Source organism: Rhodocytophaga rosea, from assembly GCF_010119975.1.
Lineage (GTDB): Bacteria > Bacteroidota > Bacteroidia > Cytophagales > 172606-1 > Rhodocytophaga > Rhodocytophaga rosea.
In genome coordinates this window covers 4,901,144-4,927,389 of record NZ_CP048222.1, presented here as the reverse complement: position 1 = coordinate 4,927,389, position 26,246 = coordinate 4,901,144, and the positions used below count along the sequence as shown (strand labels likewise).

Annotated in this window: 24 protein-coding genes and 1 pseudogene; 1 reads left to right on the top strand and 24 read right to left on the bottom strand. The window is 37.4% G+C overall.

Annotation, left to right across the window (positions count from 1 at the left end; all coding sequences use genetic code 11):
• Positions 1-2: 2 nt before the first annotated feature.
• The 24 genes and pseudogenes from GXP67_RS20445 to GXP67_RS20335 form a co-directional block, all read right to left on the bottom strand.
• The gene (locus tag GXP67_RS20445; protein ID WP_162444846.1) at positions 3-1,226 is read right to left on the bottom strand and encodes an O-antigen ligase family protein; all 1,224 of its coding nucleotides are present in this window, start codon (positions 1,224-1,226) and stop codon (positions 3-5) included.
• A 6-nt stretch (positions 1,227-1,232) separates the two neighbouring features.
• Positions 1,233-2,042 carry an FkbM family methyltransferase gene (locus GXP67_RS20440; protein WP_162444845.1) on the bottom strand — a complete coding sequence of 270 codons (810 nt, stop codon included), beginning with the start codon at positions 2,040-2,042 and terminating at the stop codon, positions 1,233-1,235.
• Entirely contained in the window at positions 2,029-2,886 is an 858-nt protein-coding gene (locus GXP67_RS20435; protein ID WP_162444844.1) for a glycosyltransferase family 2 protein, read from the bottom strand. Before GXP67_RS20435 ends, GXP67_RS20440 begins: the two co-directional genes overlap by 14 nt.
• The gene (locus GXP67_RS20430) at positions 2,887-3,639 is read right to left on the bottom strand and encodes an FkbM family methyltransferase (protein ID WP_162444843.1); all 753 of its coding nucleotides are present in this window, start codon (positions 3,637-3,639) and stop codon (positions 2,887-2,889) included. It lies immediately after the preceding gene.
• 249 nt (positions 3,640-3,888) lie between these two features.
• Positions 3,889-4,089 (bottom strand): annotated as a pseudogene (locus GXP67_RS38325) (CatB-related O-acetyltransferase); the annotation flags it as partial.
• Between the two features lie 399 nt (positions 4,090-4,488).
• A complete protein-coding gene (locus GXP67_RS20420; protein ID WP_162444841.1) occupies positions 4,489-5,619 on the bottom strand; it encodes a DegT/DnrJ/EryC1/StrS family aminotransferase in 1,131 nt (376 codons plus the stop codon).
• A gap of 251 nt (positions 5,620-5,870) precedes the next feature.
• Positions 5,871-6,845, bottom strand: a complete 975-nt coding sequence (locus GXP67_RS20415; RefSeq protein WP_197901545.1) for an NAD-dependent epimerase/dehydratase family protein — start codon at positions 6,843-6,845, stop codon at positions 5,871-5,873.
• 4 nt (positions 6,846-6,849) lie between these two features.
• Positions 6,850-7,206 carry a DMT family transporter gene (locus tag GXP67_RS20410; protein WP_232064511.1) on the bottom strand — a complete coding sequence of 119 codons (357 nt, stop codon included), beginning with the start codon at positions 7,204-7,206 and terminating at the stop codon, positions 6,850-6,852.
• Positions 7,207-7,272: 66 nt separating this feature from the next.
• On the bottom strand, positions 7,273-8,238 hold the full coding sequence (locus GXP67_RS20405) for a glycosyltransferase (RefSeq protein WP_162444840.1): 966 nt from the start codon (positions 8,236-8,238) through the stop codon (positions 7,273-7,275).
• A gap of 101 nt (positions 8,239-8,339) precedes the next feature.
• Positions 8,340-8,900, bottom strand: a complete 561-nt coding sequence (locus GXP67_RS20400; protein ID WP_162444839.1) for an acyltransferase — start codon at positions 8,898-8,900, stop codon at positions 8,340-8,342.
• A gap of 1 nt (position 8,901) precedes the next feature.
• The gene (locus GXP67_RS20395; RefSeq protein ID WP_262890515.1) at positions 8,902-9,663 is read right to left on the bottom strand and encodes a DegT/DnrJ/EryC1/StrS family aminotransferase; all 762 of its coding nucleotides are present in this window, start codon (positions 9,661-9,663) and stop codon (positions 8,902-8,904) included.
• Positions 9,660-10,019: a DegT/DnrJ/EryC1/StrS family aminotransferase gene (locus tag GXP67_RS37835; RefSeq protein WP_197901544.1), complete on the bottom strand. Its 360-nt coding sequence runs from the start codon at positions 10,017-10,019 to the stop codon at positions 9,660-9,662. The genes GXP67_RS20395 and GXP67_RS37835 overlap by 4 nt, the downstream gene beginning before the upstream one ends.
• On the bottom strand, positions 10,012-10,512 hold the full coding sequence (locus tag GXP67_RS37830) for an acyltransferase (protein WP_162444838.1): 501 nt from the start codon (positions 10,510-10,512) through the stop codon (positions 10,012-10,014). Before GXP67_RS37830 ends, GXP67_RS37835 begins: the two co-directional genes overlap by 8 nt.
• 25 nt (positions 10,513-10,537) lie before the next feature.
• Positions 10,538-11,542: a Gfo/Idh/MocA family protein gene (locus GXP67_RS20385; protein WP_162444837.1), complete on the bottom strand. Its 1,005-nt coding sequence runs from the start codon at positions 11,540-11,542 to the stop codon at positions 10,538-10,540.
• Between the two features lie 196 nt (positions 11,543-11,738).
• On the bottom strand, positions 11,739-13,940 hold the full coding sequence (locus GXP67_RS20380; protein WP_162444836.1) for a hypothetical protein: 2,202 nt from the start codon (positions 13,938-13,940) through the stop codon (positions 11,739-11,741).
• A 229-nt stretch (positions 13,941-14,169) separates the two neighbouring features.
• Positions 14,170-15,081: a hypothetical protein gene (locus GXP67_RS20375; protein WP_162444835.1), complete on the bottom strand. Its 912-nt coding sequence runs from the start codon at positions 15,079-15,081 to the stop codon at positions 14,170-14,172.
• A 3-nt stretch (positions 15,082-15,084) separates the two neighbouring features.
• The gene (locus GXP67_RS20370; RefSeq protein WP_162444834.1) at positions 15,085-16,362 is read right to left on the bottom strand and encodes a lipopolysaccharide biosynthesis protein; all 1,278 of its coding nucleotides are present in this window, start codon (positions 16,360-16,362) and stop codon (positions 15,085-15,087) included.
• On the bottom strand, positions 16,363-17,415 hold the full coding sequence (locus tag GXP67_RS20365) for a sialidase family protein (RefSeq protein WP_162444833.1): 1,053 nt from the start codon (positions 17,413-17,415) through the stop codon (positions 16,363-16,365). It abuts the gene before it with no gap.
• Positions 17,416-17,442: 27 nt separating this feature from the next.
• Entirely contained in the window at positions 17,443-18,483 is a 1,041-nt protein-coding gene (pseI, locus tag GXP67_RS20360) for a pseudaminic acid synthase (RefSeq protein ID WP_162444832.1), read from the bottom strand.
• A gap of 7 nt (positions 18,484-18,490) precedes the next feature.
• Positions 18,491-19,201, bottom strand: coding sequence for a PIG-L deacetylase family protein (locus GXP67_RS20355; protein ID WP_162444831.1), 711 nt, complete (start codon positions 19,199-19,201; stop codon positions 18,491-18,493).
• Positions 19,179-19,850, bottom strand: coding sequence for a formyl transferase (locus GXP67_RS20350; RefSeq protein WP_162444830.1), 672 nt, complete (start codon positions 19,848-19,850; stop codon positions 19,179-19,181). Before GXP67_RS20350 ends, GXP67_RS20355 begins: the two co-directional genes overlap by 23 nt.
• Positions 19,828-20,319, bottom strand: a complete 492-nt coding sequence (locus tag GXP67_RS20345; RefSeq protein WP_162444829.1) for a GNAT family N-acetyltransferase — start codon at positions 20,317-20,319, stop codon at positions 19,828-19,830. The genes GXP67_RS20350 and GXP67_RS20345 overlap by 23 nt, the downstream gene beginning before the upstream one ends.
• Positions 20,312-21,334 carry a UDP-2,4-diacetamido-2,4,6-trideoxy-beta-L-altropyranose hydrolase gene (gene pseG / locus GXP67_RS20340; protein WP_162444828.1) on the bottom strand — a complete coding sequence of 341 codons (1,023 nt, stop codon included), beginning with the start codon at positions 21,332-21,334 and terminating at the stop codon, positions 20,312-20,314. Before pseG ends, GXP67_RS20345 begins: the two co-directional genes overlap by 8 nt.
• Positions 21,335-21,359: 25 nt before the next feature.
• Entirely contained in the window at positions 21,360-24,242 is a 2,883-nt protein-coding gene (locus tag GXP67_RS20335) for a LamG-like jellyroll fold domain-containing protein (protein WP_162444827.1), read from the bottom strand.
• A gap of 965 nt (positions 24,243-25,207) precedes the next feature.
• Here GXP67_RS20335 and GXP67_RS20330 point away from each other — a divergent pair.
• Complete coding sequence (locus tag GXP67_RS20330; protein ID WP_232064510.1) at positions 25,208-26,233, top strand: MBOAT family O-acyltransferase; 1,026 nt, start codon at positions 25,208-25,210, stop codon at positions 26,231-26,233.
• Positions 26,234-26,246: the final 13 nt, after the last annotated feature.

The following is a 26,246-nucleotide window of genomic DNA, read 5'->3' as shown; positions in this document are numbered from 1 at the left end:
TGTTAGTTAAATTTTGATGTCGTAAATCTATTCAAGTAATCTTTATTAAATTGTGGAAAGCAGTTTGTAAACGCCATTATCCAGATAATATACTCAGCGATATTAGTTAAATAGCTTCCCGTAAACTGATATATAAAAACGTAAAAAAATAGTAACGTTTGATAGTAATTGTTGAGTACGTTTGTTTTAAAGAAAAGATAAATTTGAATCAGCAGTCTCAGACTAATACCTACTATACCGAAAACAGCCAGTGTTTCAGCGAATGCATTAGGAATTCTTACTACTGGAAAAAGTTCTCTGGGATAATTGTAGTAATTAATAATGGTTTCATAACCCACCGTTTTCACTTGTCCAAGCCCCACTCCCCACCACAGGCTTTTCAGGCCGGCAATAATATATGCCAGTTCAAAGGCTTCAAAGGTGCGTCCCTTGGCTGAGGTATCAGTACCAGCCATAATATCACCTATTCTGATGAATAAAGGATTATCCGGATAAAACAACAATAGGACAATGCCGGTGAATACAAGTAAAAACAGTATCCTGGTAAACCATTTAAAAAAGCGGGTTTTGGTAAGTATGCTCCAATAGTTGATCAGGAAAAATAAGGTGATCGATAAAATAATAGCAGACAGAACGCCTAATGAAAAAGACAATAACAATGGCAGACCGAGAATGAACACCTTAAGAAAATGAGTTGTATTTGCCCTGAGAAAAAATTTGAGAAAGAAAAACAAAAACAATGGGGCAAGCAGTGTAGAATAATAAGAAGGCTCATAAGTAAACATGGTGAGCCTTGGAAAATCAGCTAAACTGGCAGATACCAGACTGGTAGTCCAGAATAAATAGGAGAAAGCCGTAAACAGAGAGAATATAGCAGCTAGGGTAAGTACAAAATTTGCTTTAGCGAGGCGGTTGTATATATCTTCCAGCAAGTAAGCTTTTTTTATACAGAAGACATAGAAAGTATAACAGAAAATATAGGTAGACAGAAAAAGAATATACGATTTTACATAGTCGATAAGCAATACTCCATTGAGCAGGTGAGCAATGCCAAAAACAGCAGAAATAAGCAGAAAGTAGATTAATATATGTTTTCTTCCCTTGATAAGCAACCATATATAAAAAACCGGGGTAAGCAGCGTTGTATATAATACGCCTAAGGGAAGCGCTACACTATTTAGAAAAAAATATATAAATGCAAACGGATAATACTTATTGATTTTCATAAGCGCTTAACACCATAAGTGGATCATTACAGGTTTGCATTCTACATCATATATCCCTTTTACATAATACTTATATTCCGGTACATAACTCCGGATCAGACTGATGATCTCTTCTGCATTATTCTGTGGGTGGTAGGTAGTTATAGCAATTTTAGGTTTATTCTCCTTGATGATAGCAGCGGCACCTTTCAACATTTCATACTCAAACCCTTCTATATCAGCTTTAAGATAAGTTATTCTGTGTCCGGCAATCAAATGATCAATCTTATGGATTTCTACCGTATCTCCTGAAGAAAGATCATCAGAAATCTGGCCACTCAAAGATTCTCCCTGCAAGGAGATAATATCATCTTTATTGCCTACAGCGGAATGTATCAAGACAACTTTATCCTGGTAGTTGCGAAAGGTTCGCTGTAGTGCAGCAAAAAAGTATTTGTTGGGTTCTACTAAAAATACCTGTTTACATTTCTGTATAACCGATAAGGGAAATAAACCTTCGGCTGTTCCGATATCCAGCAGAATTTCCCCTTCCTCAATTTCAGTATGCTGTTTCTGGTAGAAATGCCAGTCATCTTTATCAAAAGTTTCAGCTGTAACCTGATAAATACCCTCCACCGGAAAATTCCCTGGCCAGTACAGTTTGTCTGGAATTGGCTCAAAAGAAATTTCGTAGCCGTCGGTTTTTGTGATATTTTTTATGTACCGGGACCCAATATTTTTCACAGTGGGCTTCTTGAGAAACTGCAAGAGTTCCGGAAGGCTTACATTAAATCTGGCCCGGAAAATCCAGTAAAGCAAAATTTTAACTCTCCTCATACATGTTATCTACCTGTTTGGCCTGCAATATCTGTTTTAACCTCAAGTAAGGCTTTCGTATTTTTAACACATTCATCAGTTTGGAACCCGAAATAAATAGAAAAATTTTGAGCGTATAGAACCAGGCAAATGTTTTAGGCAATTTGTTTTTCAACTTTATCGCATGTACCTCTTTTACTGCGCTGATCCACAGGTTATCAGACAAGCCTCCCCACCGCATATTAGCAATAATTGCATCTATATATACATATGTTGCTCCTCCAAGAAAAAAACGCAGCAGCAAATCATAATCCATCGCATATTTTAACGCAGTATCAAATGAGCCCCATTTCTCATAAGCAGTCTTTCTGACAAATACAGCCATATGGTTTACACTCATTTCTCTGGGCAGCAATGTATGGTTTGCCGGAGATACTTTATCTATTTTATTATGACGCCAATATACTATTTTACCATAAGCTACATCGTTATCTCCTATGTTCTTCACAATTTTTTCCACCGCATCTCTTTCATACCAGTCATCTGAATTAATTATCCCTACTATTTCTCCCCTGCACGCTTGTATCCCTTTATTAAATCCATCGCTTATTCCCTTATCCGGCTCACTTACCCAATAGTCTATACTTCCTTCATGTTTTTCTATAATCGTTAGCGTATTATCCTTAGAGCCTCCATCGATAATAATATATTCTATTGGACTGTATGTTTGCTGTTGTACACTTTGTATCGTGTCTTTTATATGTTTTTCACCATTATATACAACAGTAATAATACTCACCAAAGGATGGGTAGCATCCCCACTTTTCAGAATGCCTTTTGTACGTAAACCGCCCTTTTTTTTCATTTATTTGGCTTTCCCGCTCAGATCAGGCGACAATAATTTTCTATTTACAAATACACCATCTGCCTGTAATAAGCGCCCACTCGACTGATCTATAAATTCTGGAATAAAGGTAAAGAAATCAAAGCCGGTTTCTTTCATTTTCTCGATTATATCTGTATACAAAGGAGCTTGTTCATACAGCGGAACAAAAGATAATTCAGTTTGCACCATTTTAATACCAGGCAGCAACGGAATAGCTCCTTCTATAACAGGCATTTCATACCCTTGTACGTCGATTTTTAGCAAAATTGACTTATACTTGGTTAAATAAGCTGAAGTTAAAATGGAGGAGAGCTTTTTTATCGCAATACTTTCCTGTTTTACGTATCTTGATTCCGGTGCAGCCTCCAAATGGGTATTTAGCATAGGAAGAATTGAACTGCTGTATGTATTTTCGGAAACATTGATTGAAATAGTACCATCTTCATTGCCAATCGCATAGTTATGAATTTCCCATTTTGAATCTTGCGAAGCTGTTTTCTGAAGCAGTGTAAAAATCGCCGGAATAGGTTCAAAAGAAATAATTTTTCCCACATATCCTATTTCGCGCAGCAAAACACCATACTGCCCCGAATTGGCTCCTACATCAATTATTAAATCAAACTGGTTTTGTTGAATGAGGTGCTTTTGTAAAGCATGTGCGGAATGGGCAAGTGAATATTTAGATACTTCGTAACCAAGCTTTCTGAATAAATTCTTAAGTGTTTTTTTCATATTGTACTACTCATATTAAATGGCAGGTTCGGATAACCTTGCCAAAGCTTGCCTGATCCAGGAAGTTATCTTGGGCTTATATTTTTTTGCAAAAGTAATAAATTTTTTATCCTGGAACGATTATAGCGCTGAAGGCTTTCCGGATAAGATAGAAATAAAAAATTATAAGCTGGAAGGGTTCTTTGCTATAAATTCTGATATATTCCGGAATTCGGCTGCATGAGTCTGTAACCATTGAGGATCTTTGTCCCACCATTTAAACTTCAACAAAAATTCGATCTCTTCGGGGCCGAATCTGTATCTGATATGCCTGGCAGGTACCCCGCCCACAATGGAATACGGCGGAATATCTTTGGTTACGACTGCACCAGAGGCAATAATGGCGCCATCTCCTACCGTTACACCATCCATAATTATCACACTCGTTCCTATCCAGACGTCATTGCCAACGCTAACCTGCGCAAATTCTTCAAAATAATCTGCTGAAACAAAAGAAAGGGGAAGTTGCTGTCCGGTGGAATAGAATATGGGACTGCTAGAAACAAATGTATGGGATGGATGTTTCCCTAAACCGCATTTAAATTCAGGACCAATAGAACAAAATTTTCCTATTACACAATTTCCAACTCTGGAATTACGGCCTACATATGAAAAATCACCTATCGTACAATTGTATACATAAGCATACTCATAAAACTTAGTACAGTATCCTATATGTGTTTTTTTAATAATAGCTCCGTTTCTAATATTCAATTTCTTATGTCTGTGTTTATATTTCAACACAGCAGTTGCCACTATCCATTGTATCCACAGGCTAACAGGGTTTTTTATAATATATTCCCACATGCATTATCTACCGAGAATTTCTTTTATCTTGTTAATTACTTCACTTATTTCTTCTTCAGGCATGGGTACGTACAATGGAATAATAATACTTCTATCAGACGCATCTTCTGAAACTGGCAATTTAATGCCTTTACTGTATTCAGCATAGGCAGTTTCCCGGTGAGTTGTCATAATACCGCGCCTGGTAGAAACGCCTGCATCCAGTAACTTTTGCATCAGTTCATTTCTAGAAATCGGACAATTTTCTTTCAGGTAAACAGAATACGACTGGTAGTTTGAAAAGTATCCTTCCTGTTCAACTGGCAATCGTATACAATCTATTTGCTGGAATGCCTGGTGGTACCTCAGAGCAATTTTACGTCTCTCTGCTATAATCCAGTCTAGTTTTTCTAATTGTTTTATTCCTACAGCAGCCTGAATGTCAGTCAATCTGTAATTATACCCCAATTCCACATGATCTTCAAATACCACTTTGCTAGACAAATGGCGTGTACGGTCATTCACAGACATACCATGCTGACGTAATAATTTTAATCTAGTGTAATACTCCTCTTTAGATGTAGTGATCATACCCCCATCGCCGGTAGACATTACTTTACGGGGGTGAAAAGAAAAACAAACTAAGTCGGAATGGGTTCCGATTTTTTCCCCTTTATAAGAAGAGCCTACTGCACAAGCAGCATCCTCAATTAGCTTAAGATTATGCGTATTACATAGTTTTTTAAAAGCATTGATATCTGCTGGCATGCCAATCTGATGTACAACAAGGATAGCCTTTGTTTTAGGCGTAATTTTCTTTTCTACATCTGCCAGATCTATATTATAAGTACAAGGGTCTACTTCAGCAAATACTGGTTTTGCTCCCACATATCTAATGGCATTGGCCGTAGCAATATAACTCATAGATGGGCATATTACTTCATCACCAGGGCCTATTCCTGATACGATCATAGATAAATGCAGGGCAGTAGTGCAGTTAGAAAGAGCTATTGCATATTTAGCACCTGTATATGCAGCAAATTTTTCTTCAAACTCCTGAACTTTTGGTCCTTGCGTAATCCACCCGGTAAGAATTGTGTCATAAGTGGCCTGTGCTTCATCCTGCGTCAAATAAGGTTTAGCTATCGGTATCATTTTATGGTTGAATTATTTTTATGTCTGGCAAAAACAACTAGTCTGAAACCGTTGAAGCCAATTATATTACCTATTTTTTCCAATGCACTTATGCCAGGTTTTGCAATAGCAGATACCTTCTGGCCTGACCCTAGGGTATCATAATTAAAAATGGCGTACTTCCACATTTTTATAACCTGACCTACCCGGATAAGCAAGATCCTCTATTAACTGATTTTCTGCTGATCCACAGGAAGGGCATTCCATATTGATCATATTTTGATCTTTTGCTTTTCAAAATACCATTGGCTCAACTCATATAATCCCTCTTCCAGGCTTATAGAAGGCTGAAAAGCCAAAAAGTTTTTCGCTTTTGTATTATCTGCCAGTCTGCGGCTTACCGGATTTACTGAGTTTGCTTCTCTGTACTCTGGGGCAAGTGTTGAGTTATTTACTTTCAATAAGGTATGCAAGAGTTGTTTCAGACTGGTTTCTTCACAATTTCCTACATTAAATGCCTCATCTGTCACCTCTGCCAATAATGCGGCTACATTGGCTTTGGCTACGTCCCGCACATATACAAAATCCATCGTAGTAGAGCCATCTCCATAAATCAAAGGAGCTTTGCCATCCCGTATACAATCAAGCCACTTAATCATTACTTCGGTATATTTTCCATCTGTATCCATGCGGGCACCATACACATTAAAATAGCGAAGAGCTACATAATCTAACCCAAACATGAATTTATAACTTCTGAATAACTGCTCACCCCATAGCTTGGCACCCCCATAAAATGTCTGGTTGTCGTACGGATTATCGGTTTCGGGGGTAGGAAAATGCTGTGCCAGTCCATACACCGAAGCGCTTGAACTGTAGATTACCTTTTTTACTTTATGTTTTAGGCAAAGCTCGGCTAACTCAAAAGTAGATTGCAGCATTACTTCAAATCCATCTCTGGGATTGGCAGCACAGGAATTGATGCGTAAGGCAGCCATATGGAAAACATAATCTGCGCCTGCCACACATTTTTCGAGCAATTCTCTATCTCTGATATCGCCTTCCACAAACTCTATTACCGGATTATTGATAAAGGCCTGCATGTTTTCTAATGAGCCTCTGATCAAGTTATCTAGGATAATAATTCTGGCAGGCTTATAGGCGAGCAATTCTTCTACCACATAAGAACCGATAAATCCGGCACCTCCGGTAATAAATATTTTGGCATTCTCGATTTTATCAGGCATTTGATTAATTATTTAAACTCAAAACAATGATTCCACTTATGATAAGGGCAAATCCTACGAAACTTAGTAATGAAAGTTTATCATGAAATAAATAGTAGCCGACACAGATGGTTAATATAAAATTAATACCTGTAGCAATTGGAATGATCAGCGAAAAGTTATTTAAGGAAAGTGCCTTAAAAAGAGCCAGTGCCGAAATCAGGATAAGGGCAAAGGCAGCAATAAAGGGTATATTTATTAAACTAATCCACTCATTCACCGTATTCAGGCTCTTGCCCTTTAAATTAAATTTAATGATGGCAGCACCTGACACATTAAATAGGGCATACAAAAAAATGTATAAGATGGTTTTAAATATCATACAATTTAAAAATCATTGAAATTATTTTTCCTGCTCTATAATATCTATAAAGCTGATAATATTATACTATTTTGATATTTCATTCCTTAATTTGTATTGTACAGGTGCCTCCAGTATTTCGTCTACTATAAATACAGGCCTTTTACGTGAGGCATCTAAAGTACGCCACAGGTATTCTGCTATAATTCCTAGTGATATATTTGTAATGCCGAATCCGATCATCAGGATGGATACTAAGGCAGGCCATCCAGGTTCCAGATCGTTAAATAATAGCTTTCTGCCAATAATATATAAAGTCCATAATAGGCCTAACAAAAACATTGCAAAACCTATCAATGTGACCAGGCGAATAGGTGCAAATGAAAAAGAAACGAAGGAATCTATAAATATTTTGATTTTTTTATTGATCGTCCATTTAGACTTACCAGCTTTCCGGGATTGTTTATGATAAGTAATGGTACTTTGGCGAAACCCCAAAGTAAGTATTTGTAAAAATATTGAAGAATTTGCCTCTATATTTTCATTTAGTATCTTTTGTACCTTACCAGTGAACATTACTACATCAAATCCTTTTTCAGGAAAAGTACGGATGGCAAACTTTTTCATCATAAAAGCATAGAACTGAGAAAAGCTTTTTTCAAAAAAGTTTGATGCTGTTGAGGCCCTCACCGCCCAGACTATTTCATTGCCTTGTTTACATAGCATATGTAATTGATTTACAAGTTCAAGTGGATCTTGTAGATCTGCGTACATAAATGTAATGTATTTACCTTGAGCATGTAAAATGCCGGCTCTCAAGGCAGCATGGGAACCATAATTTTTAGATAATTTAATTATTTTACTGGTAAAATATTGAGGTGTATACTTTTTAAGTAATTCTACTGAATTGTCCTCAGAACCATCATCAACGAATATAACTTCAGGCTGGAGGTTATTATTTTTTTCAAAAAACGAGTCTAAAGCATGTGTCAGAAAGTGAATATTCTCAGATTCATTTAAAAAAGGAATGATAACGGAAACTTCATCTTTCATATTTTTTATACGTTGAATCAAATTAATCGGGTATACTACTTCGTCATTAAACCAGTATACAGGTAATTATCTGGACACAAAGATTATATTACTGAACTGTGTTATAATTTTGCTTTAATCAACATGAGTTCCTTTTCTAAGGAATCAATTTTTCGTTCCATTTCTCTCATTTTTCTATTGTTGCTAAAAACACTATTGTCAGGTAAATCCCGGTCAACAAAGCTCATAGGTGCAATGATTACATTATTTCCAATAGTTACTCCTGCAGAAATTACACTATGGCCTGCAATAAAGCAATTATTACCTATTTTAGTAGGAGTATAAGTAATCTTATCTCTGGAAATGGTTGTTTCTCCTGCTAGTGCCTGTTTGTGTGAAGAGTGTGACCATATCATTACATATAATCCTATCTGGCAAAAATTCCCTATTTCTAATCCTCCTTGAGCATCGAGTATAGCTCCCTCACCAATCCACACGTTTGTTCCACATTTAAATTTAGAAGGTGCAAATATTTTAGCATTTTCTCTAATACGGCAGCCCTCTGGCAATTCCAGAAATATTGCCCTCTCCTTATCATTCATGAGAAAAGTTGATCTGTATTTTAAGATTTCTTCTCTAATGCTTGCTGCATCTTGATTAGTATCTTGAAAGAAATACTTCATATTAGAATATATTAAGAGTTTCTATTACTTTTTCTACTTCCTCATTGCTTAGTTCTGCATACATAGGCAATGAGAGGCAATGTGAAGCCAGATATTCTGCATGTGGAAAATCTCCGGGTTTATAACCCAGGTCTGCATAAGCTTTCTGCAAATGGCAAGACACCGGATAATGCATGCCCGGAAAAATTTGATGCTTGTTCAAATGCTGCTGTAAGCGTTCCCTGTCATCAGTGGTAATCACAAATAAATGATAGACCGACCGGGTAAAATCTGGCTGTTGCTGCAAGGTGATCGCTGCATTGTTGATTCCCTGCTGATACATACCGGCAATTTCTCTTCGCCGGTTATTCCAGCTATCAAGGTACTTTAGTTTTATATCTAAAACAGCCGCTTCGATACCACCCATCCGCATATTAAAACCCACTTCATCGTGATAGTAACGTACGGTAGAGCCATGATTCCGCAAGCTATGCAAATGCTGCTGATACGAAGTAGTATTGGTTGTAATTCCGCCACCTTCTCCATAGGTGCCCAGATTCTTTCCGGGATAGAAGCTAAAACAAGCCATTTCTCCAAAACCTCCTACCGGTGTATTTTTATACAAAGCCCCATGCGCCTGGGCTGCATCTTCTACCAGAAATAGTTTATGTTTATCTACTATTTTTTTTACAGCCTCTATATCAAAAGGCTGCCCATATAAATGAACACCGATAATGGCTTTGGTTCTGCTGGTAATTTTTTCTTCAATTTTTTCCGGATCTATTTGCCAGGTTTGTGGATGGCAATCTGCAAAAACAGGTGTAGCGCCTGCATGCGTAACCCCCAGGCAGTAGCAATAAAGGTATTAGCAGGAATAATTACTTCGTCTCCTTTTCCTATGCCTAAAGCAAGCATAGCCAGATGCAAAGCAGAGGTTCCGTTGTTCACACCAATGGCATACTTAGTTTGACAATAAGCAGCAAAACTATTTTCAAAGTCCTCCACATATTTACCGCCTGAATATTGGGTACTATCCAGCACTTCTTCAATTTTAACCAGAACCTCCTCTTTGATCTGAAGATATTGTTTCTTGAGATCCAGAAACGGGATTTTATGGGCAACCAGAATTTCTTTATTCATGCTCGCTAAGGTATTTTAAGATTTTTGCAGGGTTTCCTGCTACTACCACATTTGCCGGCACATCTTTGGTTACTACGGCTCCGGCACCGACAACAGCATTTTTCCCAATAGTAATTCCACCTAAAATAGTAGAACCAGTACCAATAGAGGCATGTTCTTCCACCAGAGTTTTAATCAGGTGCCAGTCAGCCTCAGTCTGTAAGGAGCCATCATTATTGACAGCTCTGGGAAATTTATCATTGATAAAGGAAACATTATGCCCCACAAATACGCCATCTCTGATCTCTACTCCTTCACAAATAAAGGTATGACTTGATATTTTACAGTTTTTACCTATACTTACGCCTTTTTGTATTTCTACAAAAGAACCTATTTTAGAACCATCATCAATGGTACAGCCATAGGCATTTACGAAATTATAAATTTTAACATCCTTTCCGACCTTTACATTGGCCAGTGCCTGTCGATCAGTACTTATATTCAATATTTCCATATGCGCTGTTTTGCTCGAGCTATTATTACAATGTAACTTCTTTTCCCTTGGCTTTTATTGATACTGAGGCTCCCTCCAGCACTTTAACTACCTTCAGACCGATCTTCCAGTTAGACACAGGTTCGGTTTCGGAGAGAATAGCATTTACAAAATCTCCTGCCATACCTGTTAATGCCTCGTTAGTTTGCAGTTTTGGGGTATATATATCACCAATACGGTAATCCACAATTATTTTTGTTCTATCTTCATGCGAGTTCACCTCAAAGCCGGTATCATATACTTTTACCTTTTCGGTAGGCTCCATATCATTATATAAAATCATTTTTCTATCGCCTCCGATTAACATTTGTCTGATCTTTACTGGCGAAGACCAAGAGCAATTAAAATGAGCAATCAGGCTAGTCTGGTAGTTGAGCGTAAGATAGGCAATGTTTTCTATTCCGTTTTTTGTATGGGAAATACCCCGTGCCTGTACACTGTAGGGCAAGTCTTTTGTCAGATGAAAGCAGATAGATACATCATGCGGGGCCAGATCCCATAATACATTCACATCTGCCTGAAAAAGTCCAAGGTTAATTCTGGTAGAATCTATGTAATTGATTTTTCCTACTTCACCGGCTTCAATCATGTGTTTGATGCGTTCAACTGCACCTGTATAGAGAAAAGTATGATCTACCATCAGAAGTTTACTTTTTTTCTGTGCAAGTTCAATCAGTTCTTCAGCTTCTTTTACAGAGGCTGTCATGGGTTTTTCAACCAATACATGCTTACCTGCCAGTAAGGCTTTTTTAGCTAAGGTATAATGCGTAAAAACAGGAGTAGCTATTACGACTGCATCTATTTCTGGATTTTTAAAAATACTTTCTATGTCGCTTGTAGAATTTAGGCCAGGGTATAATGATTTTAATGACTGGAGCCGTTTAGGATCTGCATCTGCAACGGTATAAAGTGTACAGTGGGGAAGAGAAAAGAAGTTTCTTACCAGATTTTTGCCCCAGTACCCATAGCCTATAATCGCAATTTTTACCATATAAAATTAAATCCATTTATTTTACTCAGCCTCTATTTATTAAATGAAGTCGAGTGGTAACATCTATTTTATTAAAAAGTAACTGCAGTATATTATTATATTTTTGTACCCCTAAATAAAATAGCGCAAATATTAACAAAAAAACCTTGCTATCAAACACTTTCTCTACCGAGGTTTACTGCTCAAAAATCTGTAATTATGGTTTACAAGGTAAAGTACTGATCTTATTTTGTTCAGGTTCGATTAATAATATCTCTTTTGCTAGTATATTTTTTTGTAAGCCATAATTACAGACACTATCCACAGATAAAGATTTATAATCGTTATTTTCCAGGCTTGTTGTATACGTCTGATAGCCGTAAGCCAGTATGAAATTAAAGTCGAAGGTAGCAGGCAAACCTCCCACAGATTTGATCCCGGTTAAAGCCGGAATAATAAAAGGTGTTGTAATAGGATTGGAAAACGATTCTGTCCAGAACCAGGTGCTTGTCCGGGGTACATATATCATTTTATTCTGTTTATCTTCTCTGTCTAGTTTATCAAGTTCAGCCAGGTTTTTATAGAGCAAATACCTTGGATTCTCTTGTATGCCTATAAAAGGTACATTTCTCAGGTCTATAAGCTTATCTTTAATGGCACTTTTATTTCCTGAAATAAACGCAATTATATCTGGCGTTGCATTCTGAAGATATCCTTTACTTCCAGCGTAGGAACTCACATGATTTATCCGGTTGGCCAGATTAATATTTACCGCATCTTCAAACTTTGAAAAAATATTGGTTAGCAGTAAAAATAAGATCATGGGTATAACTAGTGCATACCTTTTCAGGTAATTTGTTAAACTGAAAGTATCTGCCTGCTTACCTAAAGAAGGTATGCTGTTGATCAGCACAAAACTCAATACCAGTGGAATAGCCAGCCGGGCTTGTACATCTGTAAAATAATAGGCACTGCCTCCGCCAATTCTCAGCAGTGTTCCGGGTATAAAGCCTACAAGTGCAATAACAATGAGTGCTTCTACATCCAGCAGACTATTGGTATGAAAGGCGGTTTGTAAACTTTTATAAGTAAAGGCATTTGCCTGTTTTAACCGGAAAATTATGTAAATAATTGCCCAGAAATAATGTACATAATAAAAAAGCCCCCTCCAGCTAGAAAGTATATACGTTCTCATAAAGTGAAAAGGATAAAAGTTATCTTGTTCGCCTATAAAATCGCTTGCCGTAAGCTTAACCATGTAATAACTCAAACCCAGCGTAGCCAGCATAATTAGCAAATAGCTGATATTGCGGAAAAGGCCCATTCTTATAAATATGTACACTAAGCCTGAAAGCACCACAACCAGAACTGACACTTTTAATAAACCTATCAGGGGAATAAGTACCGGGATTAGCAATAACAGGGCTTTCGTTTGTAAGGAACGGTTAACTATCGTGGCATTATATACAAATAAAATAACGGAGAGCGTAAGGAATACAAACCACAAGGAAATGGCATATGACTCTGATTCAATCCAGGATTCCCATACCGCCCAGTTTTGTAAAAAAGCGGATGGCATAAAACCGATATTAGCAACCAGGAAAAACAACCAGAATTTTATTCCTGGTCCCATAGATTTGTGGATATTACCAGATAATTGCCGGGCCACATCATAAGACAGAGAAATAGAGGCTTTAAAATATAGACAGAGAAACAGAGCTGGGTATACCAGGTTGTAAGTAGTAATAGCAGAAGTGTTTAAGAATACAGAAAACCTGGCAAACAGCCAGTTGCTACCCCAATGGTAAGGTAAGTAAGGAGTTCCATTAAGGCCTGTACTGGGAATACCATAGGTTTTAATCATTTGCATAATACTAGCATTGAACAATGTGTCCATATGTCCTAAGCCCAGCGACAAATTTTCAAAGAACAAAGGACTATGGTAACTGCTATAAACTCTTCCATATAACCATAGCAGCAACAGAACCGCAAAAATAATTACAAAAAGCCATTGTGCCGGCCTGCTGTTGGTAACAAGCAAAAACAGGGCTATAGCCAGAAAAACATGTCCAATAATAGCTACGATACTCAAGAACCAGTATCCGATAAAGGGTATAAGGAAAGAACAAAATATGATAAAAGCAATGGCCGCTAAGGTAGCCAGGGCACTAAACCCTATCGTTTGGCTTCTATGTTTTCCCAGGCGGGCTATATCAATAAAATTAATAATAGCTGGTAGTAAAAGAATAAAAAGACTTATTCCTGAGACATTATTTAAATCTGAGTAAGAGATTTCGTACCCACTGCGTCCTAAGGCATACAAGCGAACCATGCCCAGAGAAACCAATGCCAAAAATAAAGAAGTAGTAAGTTCAAATTTATTCAGGGAGGGAGAGGAAACAGCAGGAAATTTTAGCATGTGGAAACAAGTGGTTGATATAGTGCTGGAAAAGAATTACCGGTTTTAAAATGATAAAATACAAGTTACACTATCTATTCATTTGCCTTTCTAACGTTTTCTAGTGTTTACATTTATCTCTGCCAAAAGCTTGGGCTATATTGTTTCAATGAGTCTATATAGCTGTTTGATACTTCGACATTTAATTTTTTCCCTCTGAGCTAGATATGTTATGATATTATCGCAGAGATTAATTATTTGCCTTTTTTAGTAATGTCTCAGAAGTGAGAAATGATTGTAACTGCTCTGGCTTTATTCGCTCAAAAGCATCTACAAATGTTTTTGAACTAAAGTTATAGATCTTACAGCCAAGTGATTGAGCATATACCTGAAGCATATCATACCCCCTGAACATAGTGGCAAATGCATCAAATAATTCCTGCATGGTAAACGTATCCTGGTTTGCATACCCTTTATAAAAAGGAATCAGGTGTGCATCATCATTATCATAGAAATGTGAATCCCGGAAACATACCATATTCTTGCTGTTCAATTCTATCGTCTGGTGCCAGGAATGGTCGGCCCCAAACAGGTATATTTTTTTATACCCCATATTAATACCTACAAATAAAGCAGCTATCAATACATTCTGGGCTTTTGGCATGCCCAGGTTCCGTTTATACAGCCAGTGCCTGATGCCTATAAATCCAGAAACTGGGGTATGGTTAAAAAACAAAGTCTGGATATTAGGATTAGTAAACACCTTCAATCTTTCTGAGCCACGTGCCTGAAAAGGAAACAACAGAATAACAGGCCAGCTGGTTTTATTATTCACAAACTCAAAAGTAGCCATGATCTGTGCTTCTACCTCACTCAAAATCTCCTTATGCCAGTACATATTATCGAGAAAGAGATACATATAGGGTTTGAGAGTTTCATAGTAGGGAGAATTTGCAAAATTATTAACACATATAATATCTTTATCCTGAAAGAAGCTGCTATACTGTTCTACATCCGCTCTGAAAGACGGTCCATTACCCAATACAATCACCTGCCCAGACCTGCCGGAAATACTTTTTACTTTGGTGCTAAACTTGGAATCTTTAAGGATAAACAGAAAAGAGAGAAGGGTTTCTGTTAATTTTTTCAGGAATGACAGCATACGTTACTTAACTACTTTGAAGAAACTAAACCATGGCATCCGGAAATATTTTATTGCTGCCAGCCAAGTTAAAAGAAAAAAAACAAAATTTACTACGGTAGTAGCCTGTGCGGCACCTACCGCCCCATTTACTTTGATAAACACATAATTGAGTATAATATTCAAAACGGCAGCAATAACTGTAATCCACATCAGTATCTGTGATTTTTCTATAAAATAAATATAGTTGGACACTGTCTTATACATGCCGCTGAAAACAAATCCCATAACAATCCAGATAATATAGATCGTCGCATTTCTGAACTCTTTCCCTATGAACAGGTCAAAAAACCAGGGTGCAGAAAGGGATATAAATAGGCCGGCAAAGATAAGTGCCAGGAAATATAAATAGGTGTATTTAACAATTTTAATTTTTACAGCTAACTTATTTTCCTTCAGGCTTTTTAATAGCCAGGGCCCCCAGGCATTATTGTATGAATCGGAAAGTATTCCCAGAATCATTCCAATCTGGTAACCTAGAGCATACTCACCAGTGCTGCTCACCCCTATCATCTGTGTAATAAATATCCGGTCTGTCATGGTAATTACAAATACACTCAGCGTAGTAGGCACCAGAGGCAACCCAAACCTTACTGCCTTTTTTATGTATGGTATGTCCGGTTCAGGTTTTATAAGCTTACTCTTATAAATAATATATAAAGCCACACAACCGGCTAAAATAGTAGCAGTCGCTTGTCCAATAATTCTTCCCCTCCAGTCGAAATCTGCTTCAATTACTAAAACCAGTGATAATACAAAATTAAGTACGGTTTGAAGCACCTGAAAAATACCATATTTTACAGGTTGGGCCTGGTTGATCCATAGTACTAGTAGTACCTGGCTGATGAATTGAAAAAAACAGAAAACCGGAAAAAGCCAGATCCATTGTAGCGGAAAGTGACTCATGTCACTGATGAAGTTTTTGAACAGAAAAAAAAACAGGCATGTAACTACAGAAGTGCCCAGCAGAATGAGAAAACAATTATAAACGAATTTAGGAAGATCGATTTTATCCTGGTGGAAATACTGAATACTGATGGCCACATGGGTGTTTAAGCCAATAAGCGGAGTAAGTAAGTTGGTTACTACTGGGAACATGGCAATAATGCCATAGTCTGCTTTGGTAAGATATCTGGTGAGTATAGGTATTAACAGGAAGGGAATAGAACTATTTACTATATTAGCTATCGTATATACCGCTGTAGAACGGAATAAAGAGAGGGAAAGAAGTTTATGGATCACTTAGCGCAGTTGAGAGGAAAATTGTGTATTGAACAATATCGTATTACCGGTAAAAGTAAACCTTTTGAATTTTATTACAGACCTTCTCGACTCATTAAAGTCATCGTAATAGCTGATTAAAAATGAGCCGTCAACCGATTGAATTATGCTGGGATAGGCTCCGATTGAATTTTCAACAAGATAAGGTTTACTCCACGTTTTGCCATTATCTTTGGAATAGCGAATGCAGGTATTTGGAATCCTGGAAGCCAGAAATAAAACGCCATTTGTAGCTTTATACAAGTACGGGCAATGCCCGGGAAAACCAATATCCTGGCTTAACTGCCAGCTTGCCCCATGATCCGTAGAAATAGTAAAATGCATATTACGATTCTGGTCATTAGTTCGCAATACGGCATACAAAGAGTCTTTATTTAGTTCTACAATATCAGTTTCCGCATCAAAATCCAGGTCTTGCAGATTTCTGATCCGGACAGCCTGCTGCCATGTTCTGCCGGTATCAATGGAGCGGACAGAGGCACCGTACACACCCTTTTCCGCATAAGAATAAAGGCCGAGTATTAACTCTTTATTGGATAATTCCCGGATGGGCGAGGAAGCAAAATAATCCTGGCTCAACAAACTAGGCTGCGACCAGCGGAGGCCTCCATCTGTAGAACGCACAGTCCATAAGCCATATGATTCAAAACCCTCGCCGTTAACAATAAAATAGTTAACCAGTATATCTCCGTTAGATAATTGAGTAATAGAAGGGTCCCGGTCATCATTAGGCGTATCGATCAACACTTCCGGTATAGACCAGCTTCTACCTTCATCCATTGAATAGGCGATCATAATCTTTCCTCCCATGTATCCTGCTGTATTTTGTTCCGGCAGGGATGTATGAGAATACCCCTGGTAAAAAACGCAGGCAATACGTCCATCGGCCAGCCTGCAAATATCCGGAAAGGCATTATAACCATACAGATACTTATCTTCCTCTTTTTTACAGCAGCATAGTAGTAGTACATAAACTATGTAAAGGAGTGAATGACGATAATACCTGCTATTCATAGAGGGGAAGACAAATTAAATAATCTGCTAAATCATGTTCCAGGCCAGGGCTGTACCTGCTTTTATGGCTTGCCGGGCTTTTTTTTCTATTACCTGGTCATAAAACTTCGGTGCCAATCCATCGCCGGGCCGTATGATGCGTATGTGATCTTTCGTGAGTTTTTCTCCTGCTGCCAGATCTTTCACTACATAAATAGACCTTTTAAACAGTTTGCTTTTCTCTTCTGCTTTTTGAATGCCATACTGGATTTTTCCTAAGGCATCAAAAGCTCTTTCTGTTTCTACCACCAGAGACTTCAGTTCCTCAGGTTCGAGAGAGAAAGTAGAATCTACGCCACCATCTGCCCTGCGTAAGGTAAAATGCTTTTCAATGACCCTGGCACCAAGGGTAACAGCCGCTATGGCCGCTCCGATTCCCATCGTATGATCAGAAAGGCCTACCATACAATTGAATAACTGGGCCATGTGCGGAATGGTGAGCAGATTTGTATTTTCTGGAGTGGCCGGATAGGTACTGGTACATTTTAATAATATCAATTCTTTACAATCGGCCTTACGCAAAATATGTACAGATTCGTCTATATCAGCTAAGGTAGAAACGCCTGTAGACATAATAACAGGCTTGCCAGTAGCAGCAATCTTTTTTAGAAGAGGCCAGTCTGTATTTTCAAAAGAAGCTACTTTATAGGCAGGCACCTCTAAAGATTCCAGAAAATCCACAGCCGTTTCGTCGAAAGGAGAACTGAAAGCGAGTATACCTTTTTCTTTGGCCCGCTCAAATATAGGTTTATGCCACTCCCAGGGTGTATAGGCTTCCTGGTATAATTCGTAAAGTTCTCTGCCTTTCCACAAAGAATTTTCATCGGTTATGGTATAGGCGCCTTTTATGGTCATGGTATCGGCTGTATAGGTCTGGAGCTTAATAGCATGAGCGCCTGCCTCAGCAGCGGCATCTACAATGGCTAATGCTCTGTCCAGCGATTGATTATGATTACCTGACATTTCAGCAATAATAAATGGCTTGGTATGAAGGCCCACTTCGATATGGTTGATTCTAATATTATTCATTACTTATTTATATAATACTTCTTATTAACATAAAAGCTTCTGCATATGATTTTCCAACCACAACTCCCCAACGCTTTGCCTGAATTTCTAATGCTTCCGGAGACCGTGGGTGTGGATATAGTCTTTTCTCAAACTCATAATTTTCCATTCCTGCTATTTTTGCATCCAGATCTCCTTTATCTACTTCAAAAAACAGATTTGGGAGAAAAGGATTTGGATAATTGGATGCCTGCCATTCTGTAGAAGAAGGGGTTTCAAAAGCAATAATTGTTTTTACTGTTTCTTTTTCGAGCGGGCGTGAAGCTGTTATAACAGCTTCGAAAGTGCGGCGATGATCAATATTCGTGTCACCCCCATGGTGCGTGAAAATAATTTCAGGTAAAAATTCAGATTTCTCTTTCTCAATCACTTTTACTATATCTAGTAATGCGACTGTATCAAAACGATTGTCCGGGAAATTATAAAGTTCTACGGATTCGTAACCAATAATTTTCTGAGCTGCAAAAACATTTTTCCGGTGAGTGGCAAGCTCATTTCCCCAAGCTTTCGTATCTCTTTGGTTAGCCCTCGAAGTGATACCTTCTCCAAGTATAATAACCCGCACACGGCAATTACACCTTTTGATAAGTTTATGTATAGTGGCTCCTACGCCTAATAACTCATCATCAGGATGTGCTACTACTACCAGGATTTTTTTATCTTTTAGTGATTGTAACATCGGCAATAATACAGTCTGATTTTAAAGTGGCCCGTGAAAATTCAAATTTTAAATATTTGCTTTCCAAAAAAGCTTTAGGATAATTTTCTGCATCCAGCATCCGTATATAGTCATATACTTTACTTAATTTTTCAATCTCGGAAATATTACTATCCTCCTGCTTTCTTCTTTTAAATACAACCGATTCTCCTTGCTGAGGAACAGGAACAATAGGCTGGGCAATAATCTGCTTTATCATCTCAAGCATTATCTGGCCCGCTCTTAAAAATATTTCTTCAGCTGTTCCAAGAAGGCTTAAAGGTTTTTTTAAATATATATCACCTGTATCTATCCCTGCCTCTACCCGGATTGCCGTAATAACCGTTTCAGTAAATCCTCTCACGATCAGATTTTGCAACGGACTGCCTCCTCTCCCAAAGGGTAAATCAGTCATATGAAAGACAACACAGGTATAATTTTTATATATTACCTCTGGGATGATGTATGACCAATGTATAAAGAAAATAAAATCAGGATTGATCAAATCAATAAATTCCGGGGTAAGCTCCTCTTTTGAATTGATAATTTTTATATCATAAAATATTTCTATGATATTTTTTTCAACTACTCTGTGTACTGGATTAGAATTAGCTAATATGACTCTGGCCATCTTTATTTAACATGTACAAAAAGATAATACATTCATTATTTTGTATATTTTCAATTCCATATTGTAAAAAATGCAAGTTTTTAAAAACGGTTACAGAGGCAATGTTTTGTGTTTTTACAACTGCTTTCAAATATAATACTTTTTCCCGGCCATCTTTTTGTAAATAATTTATAACTAACCCGAGCATAGATTTGCCATAACCCTTACCTCTGAAATTCCTGTCTACGGAATAATCAATATATCCAAATCCCTCTCTGCAGTCTATTCTTACCTGTCCAACAGGGATATTGTCCTGCTCAAATACAAAAAGAAAGGTATTAGAATCAGCCAGCTTATTCTGGTACCATTGGTAATGGTTTTCCCATGCTATAGGCTCCGGATTCAAAGCATTTGCTCTTACATCTTTATCATTTACCCATTCATAATACAAGTGCAGGTCATCTCTAGTGGCCTTTCTAAAATCAATCATTCACCAATGAATAAAAAATTTCCTCAATTCTAACTAATGAATTACCATCAAAATACTTTTTCTGTAAATTGATCTGTGCAGCTATGAGTTGCGGATAAGCAACGAATTCTTCAATATTTTCCGGAAGTAACTCCAGAGATTCTACCCCAATGCCTAGTTTTTTCTGCGTTAAAAACCGGTATATGTCATTCTGATTAGAAGCCGTTTTATATAAGATCAGGCCTACACCAGCACAACAGGCTTCGTAGGCGATTACGCTCGAAGCACAGATGGCAACCTGCGATTTCAGCATATAATCGCACACTTCTCCTGCCTGTAGATTATACAGTAATGTAATCTTTTGATTGTCGGCGCTTTCTATATAATTTTTAAGTGAAGCAAGATGTGGGTTGGCACTTCCTGTTAGTAAGTATATCTGGCGGATAGAGCTTATTGTAGCACAGTGTCTGATAATTTGCAAACTATAATTGTGTATATCAGCCCCACCCATGTTGATAAAAAGTGTATCAATCTCATTAATTGTTCTTTTCATGGCAGTTGCCTGAAGAAAAGGTTCCCGTAAGATAGCATAGGCTGTACCAAGAAAGTATCTGGTGTAGTTCTGTCCATCATATAATTCAGGAGAAATATCTCCGCAGTGATTGATTACCCCATCCGCATACATATGCATTGTATGTAGATCATCTATGTATATTACCTTAGAACTGTGTTTTTTACAAAAAAGCTGATACGTACTATCAAACGAATACCCATCCAGAACTACTATATCGTTTGCATGCAAATGCTCAGCAAACTGTTTTGCATCCTTCTGATAATCATCTCCAGGTGGCAGAGGAATAATATGCGCACATACATCTTTTAGTAGGGTTACCAGTTGTGGGCCGGGCTCCTGAATGGCAAAAGAGATATTAAAATTCTGCTTTAGCCTCCCGGCAATTGCCAGGCATCTGCTGATATGGCCCAGTCCGATTTGTGTACCTCCATCTGCCCTGAAAACTATACGTATTTTTTCCAAAATTACCTTTATGATTTTCTACCGGCTATTGGATGATTATTTTTTTATGTAATACACCATAGCTGGTTACAAAGCTCATCATGTATAATGACTTTGGCAAATGTGTTAAATTAATTTCTTTTATGGTAAGCCCTTCCCGGACGGGTAATACAGCCTGATACAGTATTTTACCGGTTTGATCTCTTATATACACAGACACATCTTCTGTAAAATCAGAAACACTTATCTGAAATCTGCCATTGCTTGGATTAGGAGCAATGGTAAGGTTTTTATTCAGTATCTCGTCAGGCTGGGGTGGAGTGAAATAAAACGCCTCGGAAAACTCCGAATAGCAGTTATTTGAATTTCTGACTCGAGCCGAATAGAAGCCTGGTTGCGTAATTTTTATCGTTTGTGTATGAAGAGGAAGCGTGTCATTGTTGCGTTTCCATTCAAAATGTAAGTTATCAGCCGCATTACTGGCTTTTAAACTGGTAAGATCCGTTAAATTGATTACCGGGGCAGGCATATCAGGTAATACCTGAATGGCAACTGACTCAGAAGATATACTCAGGCAAGAATCACCTTCAGCCACTTTTACACTATATGTACCAGACTGCGAGACATGAATACTTTTTGTGGTATCGCCTGTAGACCATATATATCGGCTATAGTCTCTATCTACTGTGAGGGTAGTAAATTCCCCGGAGCAAAGAATGGCATTAAAACGCTCAGATATATATGGCTGACCGGTTGAAGGTCTTATATAAATTTTCTTGAACGAAGAATATACACAGCCATTTTCATCCTGATAGGTATACAGCAGCTTTTGAGTAGTATTGGCAAAATTTTCAGACGGAGTAAATAAACCACTGGCACTCACGCCATTTCCAGTCCATACGCCTCCGGCAGGATAATAATCTTGCAATATAAATGGCAGGTCATCGCTGCAAACTTCTTCATCTTTCCCGGCAAAAACCTTAAGAGCAGTGTTTAAATTAATCCATTTAGGTTCATTTATTAAAACACCGTTATTGTTATTCCCGCTTAGATCATTTACAACCTCTCCTCTACCTTCATCCAACAGCCATCCAGCAAGCAAATGAGAATCGATTCCGGAAAATTCCCTGCAATTAGCATGTTGAAGAATCTCCTCCGCTGTTGCCGCTATATTTCTTATACTGATATTATCAATTAAGCCATCAAAACTACTCGAATGCCCGGATTCTGAACCAATTGTAACATTTGCCTCATTTACTACTATATCTGCAGGTGTGGTGTATATAATCTGATTATTCAATTGTCCATCAAGATATATACTAAGCACAGAGCCATTATACGTACCTGCCATATGATGCCACTCCCCATCTGCCAGGTTAGCTTCTTTCTTTAGGTATACTGTACGAAGCCCTGCTGTTGTACCCACCTGAAAACTAGGCCTTTGCATGACCGATCCAAAAGAACTGGATGACTGATTATAGATCAGTGAATAGCTTAGCCCATTTCTCTCTGTAGAACCATAACGTAATATTTTACCATGCGGATCTTCAAAGTTCATGGGTGAAAAGTATACATATTGCCCGTCAAAAACGGCTCCCTCAAAGCCGGCCAGTTGTTTATCCTGCGTTTTCCAGTCATAATAATTCCAGGAACTTAAATCTTCAAAATCTCCGTAGGTGTCATAAATAACAAATTTACCCGATCTGCCAACCTGATCATACATGGGCGGATAATAAACATACCGGCCATCGAATACTGGTCCCACTCCACCCTTTACAGCATGGTTGCCATCTAAATTCAGTATATAAGTTAATTTCCAGTATTGCTTATCCATAAAATCGCCTTTAGTATCAAACTTAATTACAGTGCCTCCATACAAAGGCGAAAAATAGATATTCCGGCCATCAAAAACAGCACCTGCAAAATGGGGAGGATACCCTGGAGGTAGTAAATCTATTAAATTAAACATCTCCCAGGCATCATCTTCCGAAAACTCTTTTCTGGTATCCAGGCGGAGTACATTACCTTTCCCATCCTGGGGAACAAAATACACATAAGCTCCATCGAAAATAGCTCCGAAACATCCTGCCAAGGCTTCAGGGCCATATTTAGCTGCAAAATCATATGTTTCCCAGGAGCTGGAATCAAAAAAATCACTTTGTGTATTGTATCTTAAAACCTTATGGTGAGGCTCCCAGGGATTAGGCGGAAAGTAGATATATTTTCCATCAAATACAGCACCTACAAAGCCTTTGGGTGCCTGATACTTATCATCAATTTCTGCAACATTGTTTGTAGTGTAATCATAGACATCCCATGAATTCGTACTATTAAAGTCCTTTTGTGTATCGTATCTCAAAACCTGGCTGGAATAAATATTTTCTGTATGGAGAGGAACAAAATAAATATACCTTCCATCAAAAACAGCACCCTCCAAGCCGCGCACACCGTTCTTACCATCCTCATTATCAGCATTATAAGTATTCCAGCTATTTGTATCCTGGTAATCGCCCTGTGTATCAAAACGCAGCACTTCTCCGGATTGAGGTTCATCACCTCCTCTCCACCAGGGACTGAAATACACATACCTCCCATCAAAAACAGCGCCTACAAAGCCCGTAATATTGTTTTCTCCATTTACATTTGTGGCATTATAAACTTCCCACTTTTGTTTATCAGTAAAGCTTGTGAGATCATTATATTCTTTTTTAGAGAGTATAGTTTGATACTTATTGTTCCAGTTTGAATTATTAGGCTTAATCCAGGACTCAACTGTTATTTCTTTTTCCGGACTTAATGAAGGAGAAGAAGGAATATTTATATAGCTGCCTGTTTTATTGAAGTATAGAGCGCCTTGGGTAGGTTGCCCATAGGAAAATATGCTTTGTAGTTGTAATAGTGTGTAAAAAACAATAATAAGATTCTTCATTGGCAATTACAAAATGAATAAAGTGCTTGGTTGAAAGTAATTGTACAAAAAGTGTATACCAATACGTACGATAATACAGAATCGTTCTGATTATCAAAAAGATAAAATAATGATTAGTATAAAAAATACTGGAAATAGAAAATAAGAAGGTGTATATAGAATGATTAATATATATCACTTATCGAATGCTTTTCATATATCACTATTGAAGCCAAATTTAGATATGCGGGTTATATAAATGAGCTATTAAAACGATATAAATATTTGGCGTGTACTAAAAAGTTCGCAGTATAAGTATTTTTTCGTTTTAATTTAAATTTTCTTCTGCTCAATATGTGCACTCATAAGAGAGAGTTCCAGATAAGCTTTCAAAAGTTTGATTATAGCTGCTGCCTGCAAGGTTTCAGCATGATGGGTTTCTATTAATTCATGTATGAGCCGGTAATCTTCAAGGTATTTAAAGAATCTACTTGCCTCTTGTTTAAGAATATAAACTTTTAGTATTATATCATGGAAAAAGAAATATTTTTGAGGTTTGTAAGCTGACCAACATTATGGTATTTAGTTCCACCGTCTTTCTTTTTCTATTTCTTCCCATTGTATTACTTATATATTATTTTTCTCACCCCCTGTTCCGTAATGGCATTTTGCTTATAGCTAGCCTCTTTTTTTATGCATGGGGGGAAATATATTATGTATTTTTAATGATACTTACAATAGCCATTAATTATATAGGTGGCCTGCTTATATATAATTACAGGAATATAAAATTTGCTTCGGCTTTTTTCCTATTTGTTGTGGTTGCTATAAATTTATTGTTTCTCTTGTACTACAAGTACTTTAATTTTATTGTAGATACATTCCTTCCCTTAAAATTTATATTACCTATTAGTCATACCGCACTTATACATCTGCCAATAGGTATTTCTTTTTACACTTTTCAAAACATAAGCTACCTGGTTGATGTGTACAGAAAGGAAGTGAACGTACAGCGCAATCCCTTTCATCTGGCCTTATATATATCCTTATTTCCTCAACTCATTGCAGGGCCGATTATCCGGTATCATGACGTAGATGAGCAAATTCTGAAAAGGGATACTACATGGGAAAAGTTTTATGATGGTTTTTCTAGATTTTTTAAAGGGTTGGGTAAGAAAGTACTGATCGCCAATAGCATGGCCATGCTGGCTGATGATATATTTAAACTACCAGCCTCAGATATTCCCGGAATAATAGCATGGTTAGGAATAATATGTTATTCGCTACAAATTTATTTTGATTTTTCGGGTTATTCGGATATGGCCATAGGTTTAGGAAAAATGTTTGGATTCACTTTCCTAGAAAATTTTAATTATCCTTATATATCTAAATCCATACAAGAATTTTGGAGGAGATGGCATATTTCCTTATCCAGCTGGTTTAGAGACTATGTATATATTCCATTAGGTGGAAGCAGACGCTCACAATTAATTACTTACAGAAATCTATTAACCGTATTCTTTCTGACCGGGCTCTGGCACGGAGCCAGCTGGAACTTCGTAGTTTGGGGATTATTCCATGGTTTTTTTATTATTCTGGAAAGAATCGGTTTAAATTCCTTATTAAAAAAGAGCTATCAGCCTATACAACACTTATATGCACTTTTAGTAGTAATAATTGGATGGGTTTTCTTTAGAGCAGTAGATATTTCCTATGCAGTAGAATATATTCAATCTATGTTCGGGTTGAATGAAGGCAGAAATTTCAGTAGCCTGACCTATTTAGATAAATATACCCTTTTCATGTTAGGTATAGGAATAATTTTCTCAACACCTTTAAGGATTTACCTCAGTAAGCAGGTTAGCATTTTTACAATGAAGTATTTTACACCCAGGCTACATATGTTTTTAGAGAATACTTTTTCATATGTATTTTCACTCAGTATGTTTCTGCTTTCTATTATCGAACTGGCAAAAAGCAGCTATAATCCTTTTATCTATTTTAGATTTTAGTATTCTATGGTCA

Coding starts and splice junctions, on each gene's coding strand:
- GXP67_RS20445 (WP_162444846.1), bottom strand. CDS start 1,226: ATGAAAATCAATAAGTATTATCCGTTTGCATTTATATATTTTTTTCTA.
- GXP67_RS20440 (WP_162444845.1), bottom strand. CDS start 2,042: ATGAGGAGAGTTAAAATTTTGCTTTACTGGATTTTCCGGGCCAGATTT.
- GXP67_RS20435 (WP_162444844.1), bottom strand. CDS start 2,886: ATGAAAAAAAAGGGCGGTTTACGTACAAAAGGCATTCTGAAAAGTGGG.
- GXP67_RS20430 (WP_162444843.1), bottom strand. CDS start 3,639: ATGAAAAAAACACTTAAGAATTTATTCAGAAAGCTTGGTTACGAAGTA.
- GXP67_RS20420 (WP_162444841.1), bottom strand. CDS start 5,619: ATGATACCGATAGCTAAACCTTATTTGACGCAGGATGAAGCACAGGCC.
- GXP67_RS20415 (WP_197901545.1), bottom strand. CDS start 6,845: ATGCCTGATAAAATCGAGAATGCCAAAATATTTATTACCGGAGGTGCC.
- GXP67_RS20410 (WP_232064511.1), bottom strand. CDS start 7,206: ATGATATTTAAAACCATCTTATACATTTTTTTGTATGCCCTATTTAAT.
- GXP67_RS20405 (WP_162444840.1), bottom strand. CDS start 8,238: ATGAAAGATGAAGTTTCCGTTATCATTCCTTTTTTAAATGAATCTGAG.
- GXP67_RS20400 (WP_162444839.1), bottom strand. CDS start 8,900: ATGAAGTATTTCTTTCAAGATACTAATCAAGATGCAGCAAGCATTAGA.
- GXP67_RS37835 (WP_197901544.1), bottom strand. CDS start 10,019: ATGAATAAAGAAATTCTGGTTGCCCATAAAATCCCGTTTCTGGATCTC.
- GXP67_RS37830 (WP_162444838.1), bottom strand. CDS start 10,512: ATGGAAATATTGAATATAAGTACTGATCGACAGGCACTGGCCAATGTA.
- GXP67_RS20385 (WP_162444837.1), bottom strand. CDS start 11,542: ATGGTAAAAATTGCGATTATAGGCTATGGGTACTGGGGCAAAAATCTG.
- GXP67_RS20380 (WP_162444836.1), bottom strand. CDS start 13,940: ATGCTAAAATTTCCTGCTGTTTCCTCTCCCTCCCTGAATAAATTTGAA.
- GXP67_RS20375 (WP_162444835.1), bottom strand. CDS start 15,081: ATGCTGTCATTCCTGAAAAAATTAACAGAAACCCTTCTCTCTTTTCTG.
- GXP67_RS20365 (WP_162444833.1), bottom strand. CDS start 17,415: ATGAATAGCAGGTATTATCGTCATTCACTCCTTTACATAGTTTATGTA.
- pseI (WP_162444832.1), bottom strand. CDS start 18,483: ATGAATAATATTAGAATCAACCATATCGAAGTGGGCCTTCATACCAAG.
- GXP67_RS20355 (WP_162444831.1), bottom strand. CDS start 19,201: ATGTTACAATCACTAAAAGATAAAAAAATCCTGGTAGTAGTAGCACAT.
- GXP67_RS20350 (WP_162444830.1), bottom strand. CDS start 19,850: ATGGCCAGAGTCATATTAGCTAATTCTAATCCAGTACACAGAGTAGTT.
- GXP67_RS20345 (WP_162444829.1), bottom strand. CDS start 20,319: ATGATTGATTTTAGAAAGGCCACTAGAGATGACCTGCACTTGTATTAT.
- GXP67_RS20335 (WP_162444827.1), bottom strand. CDS start 24,242: ATGAAGAATCTTATTATTGTTTTTTACACACTATTACAACTACAAAGC.